The sequence below is a fragment of the Thermomicrobium roseum DSM 5159 genome (assembly GCF_000021685.1).
Taxonomy (GTDB): Bacteria; Chloroflexota; Chloroflexia; order Thermomicrobiales; family Thermomicrobiaceae; genus Thermomicrobium; species Thermomicrobium roseum.
The window spans coordinates 817,245-831,069 of record NC_011959.1; the positions used below are offsets into that span (position 1 = coordinate 817,245).

General features: G+C 60.1%; 13 protein-coding genes. 8 read left to right on the forward strand and 5 right to left on the reverse strand.

Translation table 11 applies throughout. The features are described 5' to 3' along the window. On the reverse strand, window positions 1-1,305 hold the full coding sequence (locus TRD_RS03835; RefSeq protein WP_012642221.1) for an FtsW/RodA/SpoVE family cell cycle protein: 1,305 nt from the start codon (window positions 1,303-1,305) through the stop codon (window positions 1-3). A gap of 3 nt (window positions 1,306-1,308) precedes the next feature. Continuing rightward, the gene (gene mtnP, locus TRD_RS03840) at window positions 1,309-2,178 is read right to left on the reverse strand and encodes an S-methyl-5'-thioadenosine phosphorylase (protein WP_012642222.1); all 870 of its coding nucleotides are present in this window, start codon (window positions 2,176-2,178) and stop codon (window positions 1,309-1,311) included. A 69-nt stretch (window positions 2,179-2,247) separates the two neighbouring features. On the opposite strand from mtnP, the gene TRD_RS03845 reads away from it, so the two are divergent. Genes TRD_RS03845 through TRD_RS03875 form a run of 7 tightly spaced genes read left to right on the forward strand, consistent with a single transcriptional unit; the run spans window position 2,248 to window position 10,558 of the window. Further along, window positions 2,248-2,940, forward strand: a complete 693-nt coding sequence (locus tag TRD_RS03845) for a hypothetical protein (protein WP_041435957.1) — start codon at window positions 2,248-2,250, stop codon at window positions 2,938-2,940. Further along, window positions 2,927-4,297 (forward strand): O-antigen ligase family protein, encoded by a 1,371-nt coding sequence (locus TRD_RS03850; protein ID WP_012642224.1) that lies wholly within the window; start codon window positions 2,927-2,929, stop codon window positions 4,295-4,297. Before TRD_RS03845 ends, TRD_RS03850 begins: the two co-directional genes overlap by 14 nt. A 15-nt stretch (window positions 4,298-4,312) precedes the next feature. Further along, complete coding sequence (locus TRD_RS03855; protein WP_012642225.1) at window positions 4,313-5,266, forward strand: UDP-glucuronic acid decarboxylase family protein; 954 nt, start codon at window positions 4,313-4,315, stop codon at window positions 5,264-5,266. Window position 5,267: 1 nt separating this feature from the next. Beyond that, the gene (locus TRD_RS03860) at window positions 5,268-6,767 is read left to right on the forward strand and encodes an O-antigen ligase family protein (protein WP_012642226.1); all 1,500 of its coding nucleotides are present in this window, start codon (window positions 5,268-5,270) and stop codon (window positions 6,765-6,767) included. Beyond that, a complete protein-coding gene (locus TRD_RS03865; RefSeq protein ID WP_041435958.1) occupies window positions 6,764-7,783 on the forward strand; it encodes a lysylphosphatidylglycerol synthase transmembrane domain-containing protein in 1,020 nt (339 codons plus the stop codon). Before TRD_RS03860 ends, TRD_RS03865 begins: the two co-directional genes overlap by 4 nt. Beyond that, window positions 7,780-8,916 (forward strand): glycosyltransferase family 4 protein, encoded by a 1,137-nt coding sequence (locus tag TRD_RS03870; protein ID WP_012642228.1) that lies wholly within the window; start codon window positions 7,780-7,782, stop codon window positions 8,914-8,916. Before TRD_RS03865 ends, TRD_RS03870 begins: the two co-directional genes overlap by 4 nt. Window positions 8,917-8,971: 55 nt before the next feature. Then, window positions 8,972-10,558 (forward strand): flippase, encoded by a 1,587-nt coding sequence (locus TRD_RS03875; protein ID WP_012642229.1) that lies wholly within the window; start codon window positions 8,972-8,974, stop codon window positions 10,556-10,558. Here TRD_RS03875 and TRD_RS03880 read toward each other — a convergent pair. Both TRD_RS03880 and TRD_RS03885 read right to left on the reverse strand, forming a co-directional pair. Beyond that, complete coding sequence (locus tag TRD_RS03880) at window positions 10,549-11,454, reverse strand: hypothetical protein (RefSeq protein WP_143714620.1); 906 nt, start codon at window positions 11,452-11,454, stop codon at window positions 10,549-10,551. The two genes, TRD_RS03875 and TRD_RS03880, sit on opposite strands and share 10 nt — an antisense overlap. A 247-nt stretch (window positions 11,455-11,701) precedes the next feature. Next, window positions 11,702-12,229 carry a M23 family metallopeptidase gene (locus tag TRD_RS03885; protein ID WP_012642231.1) on the reverse strand — a complete coding sequence of 176 codons (528 nt, stop codon included), beginning with the start codon at window positions 12,227-12,229 and terminating at the stop codon, window positions 11,702-11,704. 233 nt (window positions 12,230-12,462) lie between these two features. Between TRD_RS03885 and holA the strand changes: the two genes are divergently transcribed. Further along, window positions 12,463-13,497: a DNA polymerase III subunit delta gene (gene holA, locus TRD_RS03890; RefSeq protein ID WP_012642232.1), complete on the forward strand. Its 1,035-nt coding sequence runs from the start codon at window positions 12,463-12,465 to the stop codon at window positions 13,495-13,497. Window positions 13,498-13,502: 5 nt separating this feature from the next. Here holA and rpsT read toward each other — a convergent pair whose 3' ends face one another. Next, window positions 13,503-13,802: a 30S ribosomal protein S20 gene (gene rpsT, locus TRD_RS03895; protein WP_012642233.1), complete on the reverse strand. Its 300-nt coding sequence runs from the start codon at window positions 13,800-13,802 to the stop codon at window positions 13,503-13,505. Window positions 13,803-13,825 lie beyond the last annotated feature (23 nt).

Consider the following 13,825-nt stretch of genomic DNA (forward strand, 5'->3'; position numbering starts at 1 on the left):
TCATCCTCGTGCCTGCTCGCTGGCACGGAGCAGCAGTCCGACGATGAGAAAATTCGTGATCAGCGAGCTCCCACCTGCACTGACGAAGGGTAGGGTGATCCCAGTCAACGGAAGCAGCCGCACGTTTCCACCGAGAATAATGATCGTCTGCAAGCCGAGAACCGTGACGAGTCCGACTGTCAACAAGCGAACGAAGCCGTTTCGGATGCGTAGGGCGATGAACAAACCGCGAAGGATGAGCACGAGATAGAGCGCGACGAGGGCGATCGCTCCCAAACTCCCCAGTTCCTCCCCGATAGCAGCGAATGCGTAGTCGGTTGCCACAACCGGTATCGCCTGTGGATACCCGAATCCCCAGCCGGATCCGAAGATATGGCCATGCGCGAAAGCTAAGTCAGCCTGCACAGGTTGCATGCCCAATCCAGTAGGGTCGCTCCATGGATTCAACCAGATTTGGATACGCTGCTGGACGCGGGGAAAAACGCGCAGTGCAACGATGACTGCTCCGGCGAAAGCCAGAAGACCTCCGCCAACGTAGTAGCCGCGACCTGATGCTGCGTACAGCATGACGAGAAAGACACCGTACAGGAGCAATGCATTACCGAGGTCGTTCTGCAAAACGACGGCGAGTACCGCTATTCCCCACATCACGACGAGCGGGATGAGATAGGGGATGGGAGGCAGCGAAAGTGGTCCGATCCGGTACGAACTCGTCAGGAGCTCGCGGTAGTCGTCGAGATAGCTCGCCAGGAAAAATACGAGCAAGACTTTCACGATTTCTCCAGGTTGCACGGTGATCGGTCCGAGATCGAGCCAAAGACGGGCACCCGAACCGAGGTCAGTTCCGAAAAGCATCGTGAACAATGTCAAGGCTGATGCCCCCAGTGCCCAGGTGTACTTGAAGCGCTTGATCCACTCGAGCCGACGTACCACGGCCACCGTGACCCAGAGTACAGCGAAAGCGAGCAGGAGATACGCCAGTTGCCGCTGGCTCAGGGATGCCCAGAGCCCGCTACCCCCAACAGTAGGACTGAGACGCTGGCTGAGCAGTAATCCCAGACAGGCGAGCATCGCGACGATCGGGAGGACGAGCTGATCACCGCGCAGGCCGAGGATCCCGAGCCAAATGCTTGTTAAGCCGAGGACAGTGATGAAGACCAGACTGACGGTCAGATCGCTCCACGTCCACCGCGTGGTCCCGACTCGCGCGAGGTAGATCGTCAGCAGGCCCACGAGAGCGGCGGTCGCCGGTACCACGAGGAGTTGGAGCTCGAGCCAGCGGACTACCGGACCTCCTCGCTTCATCGATCACCCTGGCAGGTACTTGCCGAGAAGAAGCGAGAATCGCTGCCGTATTTCGGGGGAAATCGCAGCTGGGTCGGTCACGATCGCATGCTGGAGCGCAGTGCGACAGCCGCATCGCCCTGGTAGTGCTCGCAGGTACTCGATCAGTGCGCTGAGGGCACGTTGCGCTGCTTGGACGTTCTGATGCAAGCGCTCCAACACGACCGATACGCTCACCGGTTCTTCTTCGGCATGCCACACATCGTAGTCTGTCACCAGTGCGAGCAGCGCGAAACAGAGTTCTGCCTCCCGAGCCAGACGAACCTCCGGCATCGCCGTCATACCGATGATGTCCAGTCCCCACGAACGGTACAGGTTCGATTCTGCGCGCGTCGAGAACTGTGGGCCTTCGATGCAGATATAAGTCCCTCGGTCGTGGACGCGCACGCCGGCCGCGATCGCTGCTTGGGTGAGTGCCCACCGCAGTTCCGGGCAAAACGGCTCATCCAGCGTGACATGGACAACCAGGCCGCTCTCATCGAAAAACGAGCGAGGCCGCCGGACAGTTCGGTCGACGACTTGATCGGGTACGACGAAATCGAGTGGTGCGATCTCCTCGCGGAGACTGCCGACAGCACTCACGGAGACGACCCACTGCACTCCGAGCGACTTGAGTGCCCAAAAATTGGCCCTGGCTGGTACATTGCTCGGACTGTGCTGGTGCGCACGACCGTGTCGCGGTATGAAAGCGACGCGCATCCCATGGAGTGTTCCCAGCGTGATGGTATCGCTCGGTCGACCGAAGGGGGTCTCGATGGCGATCTCCTCCACATCGGTGAGCTCCGGCATGCGATAGAGACCGCTTCCACCGATCACACCGAGTTCAGCGTCCATCAGTTGTCCTTCCCTCGTTCAGTCGGTCCTACGGCGCACGTTACACTTCGCTGGGAGGCCGTGCGCTCGATGCATGTGCAGGATAACATCGAGTTGCGTCCGGCGACGATCGGTGGCCAGTGGGGCCCTTTTTGGTGGGCCACCTTCCGGGTTCTCTTGGTGCTCCTCGTGTTGACATGGTGGGCAACAGTACTCGCGCGGTTGACGCGGCTGTCGCCTGACACCACGAGAACCCCTTCCGTCCTCGCGGCTGGCCTGACCTATCTCCCCGATTCCCGCGTTCAACTCGAGGGAGATTGGGTGGTGCAGCAGTTAGGCGATGGACGACTCGTTGCCACCAGGACAGCGGGGGATCGCCTCCGGTTTCAATTCGCCGGGACTGCTGCCGCTGTCGAGGTGCGTGCTGGACCGGATGCCGGAGCGATTCTCGTGTCGATCGAAAATGCTCATGCTTCGCTCCGCTCCGTCAATCGCTTCTCGCTCTTGCGATCGTCGGCTCGCCTGGAGATGGTTCCGATCGTGCACAACCTCGTGCCGGGTATTTATCGTGTCGAGGTAACGAACGAGGACGGTGGTGAACTGGCGATCCGGGCTCTCGTGATCGAAAACAGTCCGGGGGTGTGGTGGGCATGGCTGCCACCGGTCGTCGTCGGTATCACGTTTCTCGCACATCTACTCATCACCTGGTGGAACACGCTGCTGGAAGCCCTCGGTTGGTTCCGCGTCCGACCGGAGAAGAGTGAGAAGAATGCTTCCACGTGATGAGCGAGGTCGTCGGATCGATCCGTACGACTCAGTGCTACTGGCGGGTGCTGCACTCGTTGTGACTGGACTGTTGCTTTCGCAAAGTCTACCGGCTCTCCTTGCAGCTGGACTGCTTTTGTTCTCTCAAGTTCTCGCAGTTTGGCAACCTCTCTCGGTGCTCTTTCTCATGCCGGTGGGACTCGCCTTTTTCCCACTCGGCTTCTCGGTAGGCTCTGCTCGCTTTTCTTACCTCGAAGCCACACTTCTCCTCGGGGTCAGCGGGAGTTTTCTCCGATCGACTCTCTCGATGATCGGCGCGCGTGACCGAACAGCTACCCTCCGAACGTTTCTTGCACGTCTCACCCGAGCAGACTTTGCGGGACTCGCTCTCGGGTTACTGCTGGCGGGCACAGTGTCGCTCGGAAGCTTGGCCAACCCCGACCATGTGCGGGAAGCGTTGCGCGAGTGGCGCTGGACTATTGTTGAACCGGTTCTTTGGTATAGTGTCGCTCTGCTCGCCCTGCGATCGAGCCAGGATGCTCGGAGGTTGGTCACGCTGTGGGTACTGTCGGCGGCTGGCATGGCAGTTGCCAGCGTTGTGTTGTGGTTCGCTGGAGGTGGGCTCGCTGTCGAAGGAGTACGGCGCTTGGCGGGCTTTTATCCGCACCCGAATGCAGCGGCGCTCGCGTTGGAGCGTCCTGCTGTCGTCGCTCTCGTATTGGCTGCCGCCGCGAGAGCACCCTGGTGGTTTTGGTCGACGGCAGCTGCACCGCTTCTTGTAGCGGTGATCCTCACCTTCTCGCGCGGTGCTCTCCTTGGACTCTGGGGCGGGCTGCTGGTCGGGCTCTGGCAGCTGGGGAAACGGCGCCTGGCTGGCGCATTTCTTCTGACAGGATGTCTTCTCGCGTTTGTTCTGGTGTTACTCTTTCCGGCGCGACTGCAGGCTGAGCTATGGGCGGGGGGAGATGCACTGCGACTCGCCATTTGGCGTAGTTCCCTCGCCATGATCCAAGACTATCCGCTCACCGGAGTTGGACTCGATCAATATTTGTACCAATACGTGCCGCGCTATGTGGAGCCGCGAGCCTGGTCGGAGCGGTTCACCAGTCACCCACACAACCTCATTCTCGACTTTTGGCTTCGGCTGGGTATCGCTGGTCTCCTCCTACTGGGGAGCGCGCTTTGGCTGGTCGTACAGCACGTCCGATCGTCCTCTCGTGATCCCTGGTCAGTCGCGCTAGTTGCAGGGCTTACGGCTGGCGCGATTCACGGGAGTCTCGATCGCGGATATTTCTCGCCGGATCTCGCAGCCTCGTTCTGGCTGGCGGCTGCCATACTAGATCTGCCGCGTCTCGGTGACCAGCGCGGCAGTTGAAGACGGGAGGCCATCGTGCGCATCTTGGTGACGGGTGGGGCGGGCTTTATCGGTTCCCATCTTTGTGAGTCGCTGCTCTTGGACGGTTACCAAGTCATCGCTGTCGACAGTCTCCTGACTGGACGGTTGGGCAACATTCGACACCTTCTGACGCACCCGTTCTTCCGATTCATCGAGCAGGATGTCACCCAAGGGATCGATATCGAGGCCGATGCCATCTTTCATCTCGCTAGCCCAGCGAGCCCTGTCGGTTACCGGCAGTATCCGATCGAGACGCTGCTCGTGAACTCGGTCGGTACCTACCACCTGCTGGAACTTGCCAGGCGAGTGCGGGCGCGTTTCGTATTCGCGTCGACCTCCGAGGTGTACGGTGATCCGCTTATCCATCCACAAAGGGAGGACTATTTCGGGAATGTGAATCCGATCGGACCGCGCAGCTGTTACGACGAGGGCAAGCGTTTTGGCGAAGCGCTGACGATGGAGTTCGTGCGCTCGTTCGGCGTCGATGCTCGTATCGCGCGCATCTTCAATACCTATGGTCCTCGCATGGATCCAGCGGATGGACGCGTCGTGCCCAACTTCATCGTCCACGCTTTGACGGGCGAGCCGATCGAGATTTTTGGTGACGGGATGCAGACCCGTTCACTGTGCTACATCTCGGACATGGTGCGTGGTCTTCGACTTCTCATGGAACGCGATGGGCTCGCGGGTACGGTGATCAATCTCGGTAATCCTGACGAACGAACTATTCTGGAGCTCGCCTATCTCGTGAGAGAGTTGACCGGAAATCCGGTTCCGATCGTCTTTCGTCCGGCGCGGCCGGACGACCCAGGCCGGCGATGCCCGGATATCAGCCGGGCGCGCGCCGTTCTTGGTTGGGAGCCTCGAGTGCCAGTGGAGGAGGGTCTACGGATGACGATCGACTACTTTCAGGACGTACTCGCTCGAGCTGCTGCTTTCGATGAATGACATGGCGCTTCGGTTGCAGGAAAGGTTGTCCGGCTGGAGCATCGCGCTCCTCGGTAGCCTGCTCGCTCTCGTACTCGTGTTGATTCCCTGGCCAGTCGGCATGGTGCTGGCCAGTGGCATCATATTCGTTCTCGCCGTCGTCCACTGGCCGTTCCTTCTTCCCTTAGGACTGATCCTGTCCGTTCCGTTGCAGGACGTACTTCGGTTTTCCTTGGGTGGGATGGCTATCACCACGACGCAAGCCTTCATTCTGCTGGCCATACTGCTCGGACCGCTCATCGTGCTTCGTCGGCAAATACGGCTCTTTTACCCGGGCATCGCCGTGGCGACGACGGTGCTGATCGCGATTCAAGTTCTGTCACTCGGATTCGCTCGAAATACGTTGTATGGGGTGGCAACGATCTACCGATGGACAGCAGCGCTTCTGGTTTTTCTCCTGATCATTCATCTCGTCGAGTCGCGACGGTCTGTTGTGGTCCTGGCCGTGGGGCTAGTGATCGCTGCCCTCGGCGAAGTAGCATTCGGTATCCTGCAAAGTGGCCTCGGTCTGGCGCCAGCCAGTTTCGCGATCGCTGATAGATGGTATCGAGCGTACGGAACCTTCGGCCAACCCAACCCGTTCGCAGGGTATCTCGAGATGGTCGGCTTGTGGCTGGCCGCCTTGGCCGTCTGGTCGACTCGATTGGCCCAACGACTGTGGGTTCGCTACCGCCGCGTGCGGTTAACAGGGTTCCTCTCTTCCGGATCGACGAGGCGAGCGGCCATCGCTGCGACGATTCTGGCATCAGCCCTGGTGGCTGGCGCTACGGCGAGTCTCAGTGGTATCGTGTTGAGTTTTTCTCGCGGTGCGTGGCTGGGAACGAGCGCGGGATTGGCGATATTCGTGCTGCTTGTACCCCGCGGGCTCCGGCGAAGCGCACTGGTGATCGGGGCGATTGTCCTCGCGGTGTTGGCAGCAGGCGGGTGGAACGAGTTGCCGGCGGCTGTCCGCGAACGAATGACGCTGCTAGTGAGTTATGGTCGGCCTTTCGATGTCCGTGACGTCCAACTGACGGATGCGAACTGGGCTGTCGTCGAAAGGATGGCGCATTGGCAGGCGGCATGGGCAATGTTCCTGGACCATCCTTTGACGGGTGTCGGGGCAGGGAACTTCAGTGTCCACTTTCCGGACTATTCTCCGCACCCGGTGTTTCGAATAGCGCGGGGTCACGCACATAACTATTATTTGCATATACTCGCTGAGTTGGGAATTCCCGGATTACTCGCTTATCTCGCGATTTTCGCTCTTGCGCTCCTACTCGCGGTCCGCGTCTGGCGGACCCGGCCGAACGAGTTCGATCGGGCATTGGCCGCAGGAGCGTTCGCAGTGACGACAGCTGTTATGGTGCACAATTTGGTTGAGAATCTTCACGAGCTTCATCTCAGTATGCAGCTATTCAGCGTCTGGGCTCTCGTCTGGCGAGCGCAGGCTGGTTGGGGAACGAAGCGAGAGGCCGTATGACGTCGAGTCGGTCAGTGGCTGCCGAAGGATCGGCGCGAGAGAAAGTCCCGTCGGTTGCGCTTGGCCGCCGATGGCCGGTTGTTGGCAGGATAGTCATCGGCGTTGGTGCGTATGCGGTACTCGTCGGGGTGGCGCTTTGGCGTGGAGGGTTGGATCTTGCGGGTATCGCAAGCTTGCTGATCGGGTCGCAACTGGGATATGTCGTACTGGCACTCGCCGCCTACTACGGCTCCTTCCCGTTCCGCGCCTGGCGCTGGAAGCTTCTGCTCGCTCGCCATACCCCCCACCCCGTTTCCACGAAGCGACTCATTCTCCCTTACCTCTACAGCTGGCTCGTCAACTGCGCTGTCCCCGCAAAGCTGGGAGAACTTTATCGCTGTTATCTCGTTCAACGTCGCTGTGCTGTTCCCTTCTCTCTGGCCTTCGGCGCCACACTCGTCGAGCGGGCTGCCGACCTCGTTTTTCTCGCCGTTCTGCTCCCTCTCGCAACACTCCTCGTCTTCCACGGATCTGGAGAGAGCGAATTCCTCGTTTTGCAGATCATCGCTGTCTTACTGACGTTGGGTTTCCTAGTTGCTCTTCTGAGCCTGCGGTGGTCGCAAAGGTTCAGCCATCGCTTGCCGTCAGTCGTCCGTCGGCCAATCGCATCGCTCGCAGCCGGTCTCGCCATCGATCGCTCGACCGCGGGCAAAGTTTTTCTCTTCACCTTTCCCCTTTGGAGTTTAGAAGCAGCCCGCGTCTTTGCCGAAGCGCGCGCTCTCGGTTTGGCTATCTCCTTACCCTTGGCACTCTTGATCGCGCTCCTTGCCGCACTGCTGACGACAGTCCCGCTCACTCCAGCCGGTATCGGTGCTGTCGAGATCGGTGTCGTGGGTCTTCTGATGGTCCTCGGGTTGAGCATCGAGCACGCGGCCGCACTCGCGCTCCTCGACCGGCTCGTGGCCTATTGGAGCGTCTTTCTCGTTGCCGGCATTCCCTGGCTCGCGGAACGACTACTTAGCGGACGGCGCCCGTGAGAGTAGCCATCGACTTCACTCCCGGCCTGAACCAGCCGGCTGGTATCGGACGCTACACGCGCGAACTGGTACGCGCCTTAGCCGAGAAGGCCCACTTTGACATCGTCCTCTGGCACGGGCGTACGTCCTCCCCGCGTCCCCGCCCATCTTCTCCTCGCATCCACTATCGACAGATGCCTTTCAGCGAACGATGGCTCACCCGGCTCTGGTACCGACTGAGGATCCCTTTCCCGATCGACCCCCTCATCGGGCCAGTCGATGTCGTCCACGGGACCGATTTCCTCGTTCCCCCAGCACGTTGTGCACGCGTCGCGACTGTTCACGATGTCAGCTTCCTCCTCGTGCCTGAACTCGGCCACCCCCGCCTCGTTTCGTTCCTGCGAGCGGTTGTCCCGCGGATGCTGCGGACTGCCGACGCACTCATCACCGTCAGCGAGTCGGTACAACAAGATCTTCTTCGCCTATATCGAGTTACCCCAGATCGCGTTTACGCCATCCCGCACGGTGTTGCCTTTCCCTTCGTTCCACACCCACCACAACACGTTCGTCCAGTCATCGCTTCCCTCGGTATCAGAGAGCCCTACGTCATCGCGGTCGGTACAGTCGAACCGCGGAAGGGTTACCCGGTTCTACTCCAGGCAGTCGAACGCGCCGCAGAGAACATTCCCGATCTTCAGTTAGTCATCGTCGGCGCGACTGGCTGGCTAGCCGAACCGATCGAGCGCGCTCTCGAGGAAGCACAGCAGCGTGGGCGAGTGTTTCGCCTACGCCGCATCAGCGACCAGACTCTCGCTGCTCTGTACAGTGCTGCCGCTGCCTTCGTGACGGCGTCCTTCTATGAAGGATTCAATTTTCCGTTGCTGGAAGCCCTCGCCTGCGGCGCGCCAGCGATCGCGACCGACATTCCGGTTCATCGTGAAGTCGCTGGGAATGCAGCATTGTTCGTCCGCAGCGGCGACGTGGACTCTTTGGCCGAAGCCATGATCAGCCTCCTCACCGATACGACGCTCGCCAGACGTTTGCAGCAGGCTGGGCCACAACAAGCTTCGCGTTTTTCCTGGCACAAGAGTGCTGAGCAGCATATTGCTGTGTATCGAGCAGTAGCCAGCGAACACGCGAACCGAAGACCATGAGTCACCGGACGAGCTGTAGGCAGGCCCTACATTCCGGTTAGTCGGAGAATCGACCATGACCATCCGCGCCTGGCAACTTGACCCGCTGCTTCCGCTCTGGCTTCCTCTCGCTCTTCTCGCAGTTGGCCTTGTCGGCCTTTTCGGGCTCGCTGCTTCGGGAACCGTGGGTCTGGAACGTCTCGCTGCCAATCAAGCACGTCGGATTCTCGCTAACTCAGCGACTCCCTTGGTTGCACAACTCGTCAATCGTGCTGTCGATCTCGTCTTCGCCGCTATCGCCTTGCGGATTCTCGGCGTTGAAGGTAATGGCGAGTACGCGATCGCCAGCGTGACCTGGCTGTACCTGAAGACGATCACTGACTTCGGTTTGAGCATTCTCGTCGCCCGTGAGGTAGCGCGTACCCCACAACGAGCAGGGCGTCTGGTCGGCACAACCACCCTCTTCCGCTGGGCGGTCCTCCTCTGTCTCCTCCCGCTCGTGGGAGCACTGGTCACCACTGGGCGAGATTGGCTCGGACTCTCGCCAGCCAGCCTGACGGCGATCGTTATCCTGGTGATCTCGATCGTCCCAGCCAGTTATAGTGAAGCGATCAACTCCGTCTTCACTGGCTACGAGCGCATGCACCTGCCCGCTATCTTGACCATCTTCACCAATCTGATTCGCTTCGCGAGCGGGCTTCTCGCCCTCGGCTACGGTCTCGGCGTTCCCGGCATCGCTGCAGCAGCAGTGATCGCCGCTATCTGCAATGCGGCTGCTTTTCATTTGGCCATCAATCGGCAAGCGATGCGCATCGAGTGGGTCTGCTCTCTCGACGAATGGCGCTCTTTGGCAAAAAGTGCTTGGCCACTGCTCCTCAATGGCCTCCTGATCACGGTCTTCTTCCGAGTCGACACATTCGTGATTCAGGCGTTCGACGGGACGTACAGTCTCGGCATTTATGATGCTGCCTACAAATTGCCGAATCTCGTACCTCTCATACCTTCTTATTTCGTGCTCGCAGTCTTTCCCCTACTCTCCCGTCAATCCGGCGACGACCGTCGTCGCAGCTTCGAACTCGGCGCAAAATTCCTCGTGCTGACCGGCTGGCTCATCGTCCTCGTGACGCTCATCGGAGCGCCGCTCTTCATTCGGATTCTCGGCGGGCAAGCCTTCTTACCAGAAGCTGCCGAGACGCTCCGTATCTTGATCTGGTTTACCCCTCTGCACTTCCTGAACGGTATCGCTCAGTACGCGGTGATCGCCGCCGATCGCCAACGGGCGATCGCTCCAGCCTACATCGCAGCCACGATCTTCAACCTCTTAGGAAACCTAACAGGTGTTCCCCTGTTCGGCTATCGAGCAGCAGCTGTCGTGACGGTGCTGACCGAAATCGTTCTGCTGCTCGCTTTGCGACGAGCTCTCGAGGAGAGTCTCGGCCCGATCGCTTGGAAGGTCATACTCTGGCGCCCCATTCCAGCTGTGCTCAGCGCATCAGCGATAGTCTGGTTGGCGCTGGAGTATCTGCCGCTCGCCATGGTTCTCGCTCTTCCATCCTACTTCGCGCTGCTTTGGTTGACTGGAACAGTATCTTCACGAGATGTCGCTCTCCTTCAGCCGTTACTTCCACACCGACTCGTCGAACGTTTCCGTGGTTATCGATGACAGGAACACGCTTCGAGCGCTTCCACGATGACACGCCGATCCTCTTCTCGCCAGTAGGCGATCCAGCTACTGTCTGGCTCGATCTCCCACGCATCCCCGAGCACATGCCCCCCGAGTTCATGCTGCACGCAGATTTCGAGATCCGGCCAGCGGTAGCCAAATACTCGATCGCGTTCCTTGCCCAACTCCAAGACCCAGACGAACTCTCGGGCCGCTCGATACTGCAAGACGAAGGGAGCGCGTCGCACCGTACCCCGATCGACCTCGATCAGCCAAACTCCGTCTTCTTCGGGGTCGCCTGAGAGAACGCGTGTCACGAGCGCGGTGTGTGTACCAGAAATCACTTGTAGGTTCGTGTAGAAGTGACCAGGAACGATGAGATCCACCGTTCCCTCGGCTGGAGTCACGCGCCACACTCCCAGACGAGTTCCGTCAGGTAGGCTGCCGATGAGCAGAAGTCGTGATCCATCGCTTGTCCATGCCAAGGTGGAGACGCGCAACCTGCCGAGAGTGCGCGTCTCCCCAGTCCACCGATCGAGCACGAACAGGCGAGCGACGCGGCTGACGGCTGAACTCGGGACCGCTTGCTCTTCGACGACGCTCCAGACCGCCCATCGTCCGGTCGGATCCAGGAGTGCCAGCGACTCCCCTGTATCGATGCTTGCCTCCACAGTACCGTCCCAGGAGTACAGCTCCGTCCTTCGACTGTGGGGATTCCGGACCGCGATGATGTCTCCAGCTGGCAAACCGAACCACGCTGCGATCCATCGTCGCTCTCCTGAAACGACATTGACGAGCCACGCCCCGGGGTACGGCTGCTCATCGTAAACCAGCAGCCAGTCGCGTCCTGCCCACACGAACGGTCCGCAACACTCCGCGACTGCGAGGGTGCTCACCCGCTGCGGAGCCTGCTCTCGGGGAAAGACCGACCGGGTTTCCGACGGTGAAGTGTCTTCATCTTGGGGTGCTCTCGACTCTGATCTCGCAATTGTCTCTTGGGGCGGCGACTGCGGTGGAACGACCTCGGTAACCTGGGCGAGCGATGTGCTGGGAGCACCGTACCGCTCACCGGGCAGTGGGTGGGTGAGCATTACGCTGAGCGCGATGATCATCATCCCCAACAAGAGCCCCGTCATGAATTCCTTACGGTGCCCAAACGTCCTGCCACGCATTGCGCGCTACCCCTCCAAAGTCGATCTCTGGTTGATCCCATAGGGTACGCCAGAGCGTTGGATCACCGTACCAGAGGACGAAACGCTGCCCAGGAAGCGACAAGCCCAGCGTGAGCCCTCGCCAATCAGCCTCGATCAAGTGCACAGGATTGTAGGCCCGACGCATGGTCACATCCCGAATCTCCAGATGCAGGTGGGGAGCTTGGTCACAGGTCGAACCGACTGGGGCACCAACCAATCCGACCGGATCACCGCGGTCGATACGCTGACCGATCTCCAGCGGTGGCCGTTCGAGGAGATGCCCGTAGAGGGAACGGTAACCGTTCGGATGAGCGAGAACGAGATTATGCGGACCAGCTCCGTATGGACCATCGATCGCAACGACAACGCCCTCACCGATCGCCCGTACCACGGTGCCGCACTGCGCGGCGAAATCGATACCGAAGTGGAGTCCCTGTCCACCAGCATACAGAACGCGCTGGTTCCAGTATGCGGTCACCGTGTTCCCGTACCACTGGGAGACGAACCATGTCGACAATCCCGGAGGCTCAGCGAACGGTAAACCGAAAGGGCGCGCTCCTTGCGCGGAACCCGTTGAGGCGAGAAAGAACACCCAAGAAACGAGGCTTGCGAGAATGGCGGCCCTCTTGAATACCCGGTTTCTCATCGCACTCGCTCGAGACTGGTCGGCACATCGACGATACACTGATAGCGATGAGAAGGGAAGCACGAGTGCTGACTGTGCTCCATGGCGAGAGCGAGTTCCGGCGCGAACGAGAACTCGCCGAGCTGCGGATCTCACAAGATCCAGAAGGACTGGCGACCGTACGGTTTCCCCGCGGCACGCCCATTCCGACGATCATGGCGGCCGCTCGGACTCCCGGTTTCTTTCTCGATCAGCGCTTGGTCATCACCGAGTGCCTGCTCGCAGATCATATCCGCCAACAGCAGCTCGATCCTGATCTTGTCCACGCATTAGCCACTCTCCCTTCAGGCTGTCACGTCATTTCGCTCGAGCCACCCTTGCCGCCAGCTGTCCTCGATCAATTGCGTGCCGCGCTCGGCGATGCCGTCACCTTCGTCGATTGCAATGTGCCGATAGGGGAAAAACTCATCGAGTGGGTAACTGAGCGTGCCCGCTCCTACGGTGTGGAGATCGAGCCTGCAGCCGCCGAAGAACTCGTCATCGCCATCGACCCGACTGCTCTTCAGAGGCGACGGGAGCACGCTGGCAGCCAGAGCGACCAGCAAGCCGGACTCGATCTGGCACGGGTCGATCAGGAGTTGGCCAAACTGGCGACCGCCGTCTATCCGGAAAAGATGATCCGCGTTGCCGTTGTGCGTGAACTCGTCGCTGCGGATGACGCACCACTCGAATGGGCACTCATCGATGCATTGAACCGCGGAGATGCCACAGCCATCGTGCGAGAATTGGAACGAGCGCTCGACACGAACGCTGTTCCTGATGTTCTGCTGGCGCAGCTGGCCAGCCACTTCGAAGCGCTCTTTGCGGCTCAGATACTGCCGCACCTTTCGCCGGATGCCGTCGCCGCGGCTACCGGGCTCTCCGCCCGACGGATCGCTCAGGTCCGCCGCATACTCTCGACACGATCGTCCATGAACGCTGGGGCGATGCTCGCAGCGCTCCGCGCCATCGATGCCTCACTCAAGCGGGGGATAGTGATCGACAGCGAAGCCGCACTCGCTGTCACACTCTTAGCGGGCGCACAACGAGTGCGGCCAGAGATTCGCCGTTTCGAACGTTAGGTGCGTCAGGTCGACTGCTCTTGTCCCTGCTGGAGGCGCGCCTTTACCAGTGCATTGAAACGCTTCATCAAGCGCGACTTCCGGCGGGCTGCATTGTTCTTGTGAATCGCCCCTTTAGCGGCCGCACGATCCAACGTCGAAATAGCATCACCGATCACGCGTGCAGCAGCCTCCAGGTCGCCGGCTTCCATCAGCTTACGCGCCTTCTTGATGAAGGTTCGTGCCATCGATCGCCACATCCGATTGCGGAGCCGGCGCCGCTCCGATCGCCTCAATGCTCGTGCTGCAGACTTTGTGTTTGGCAAGGCTATCCACCCCCTCGAACACC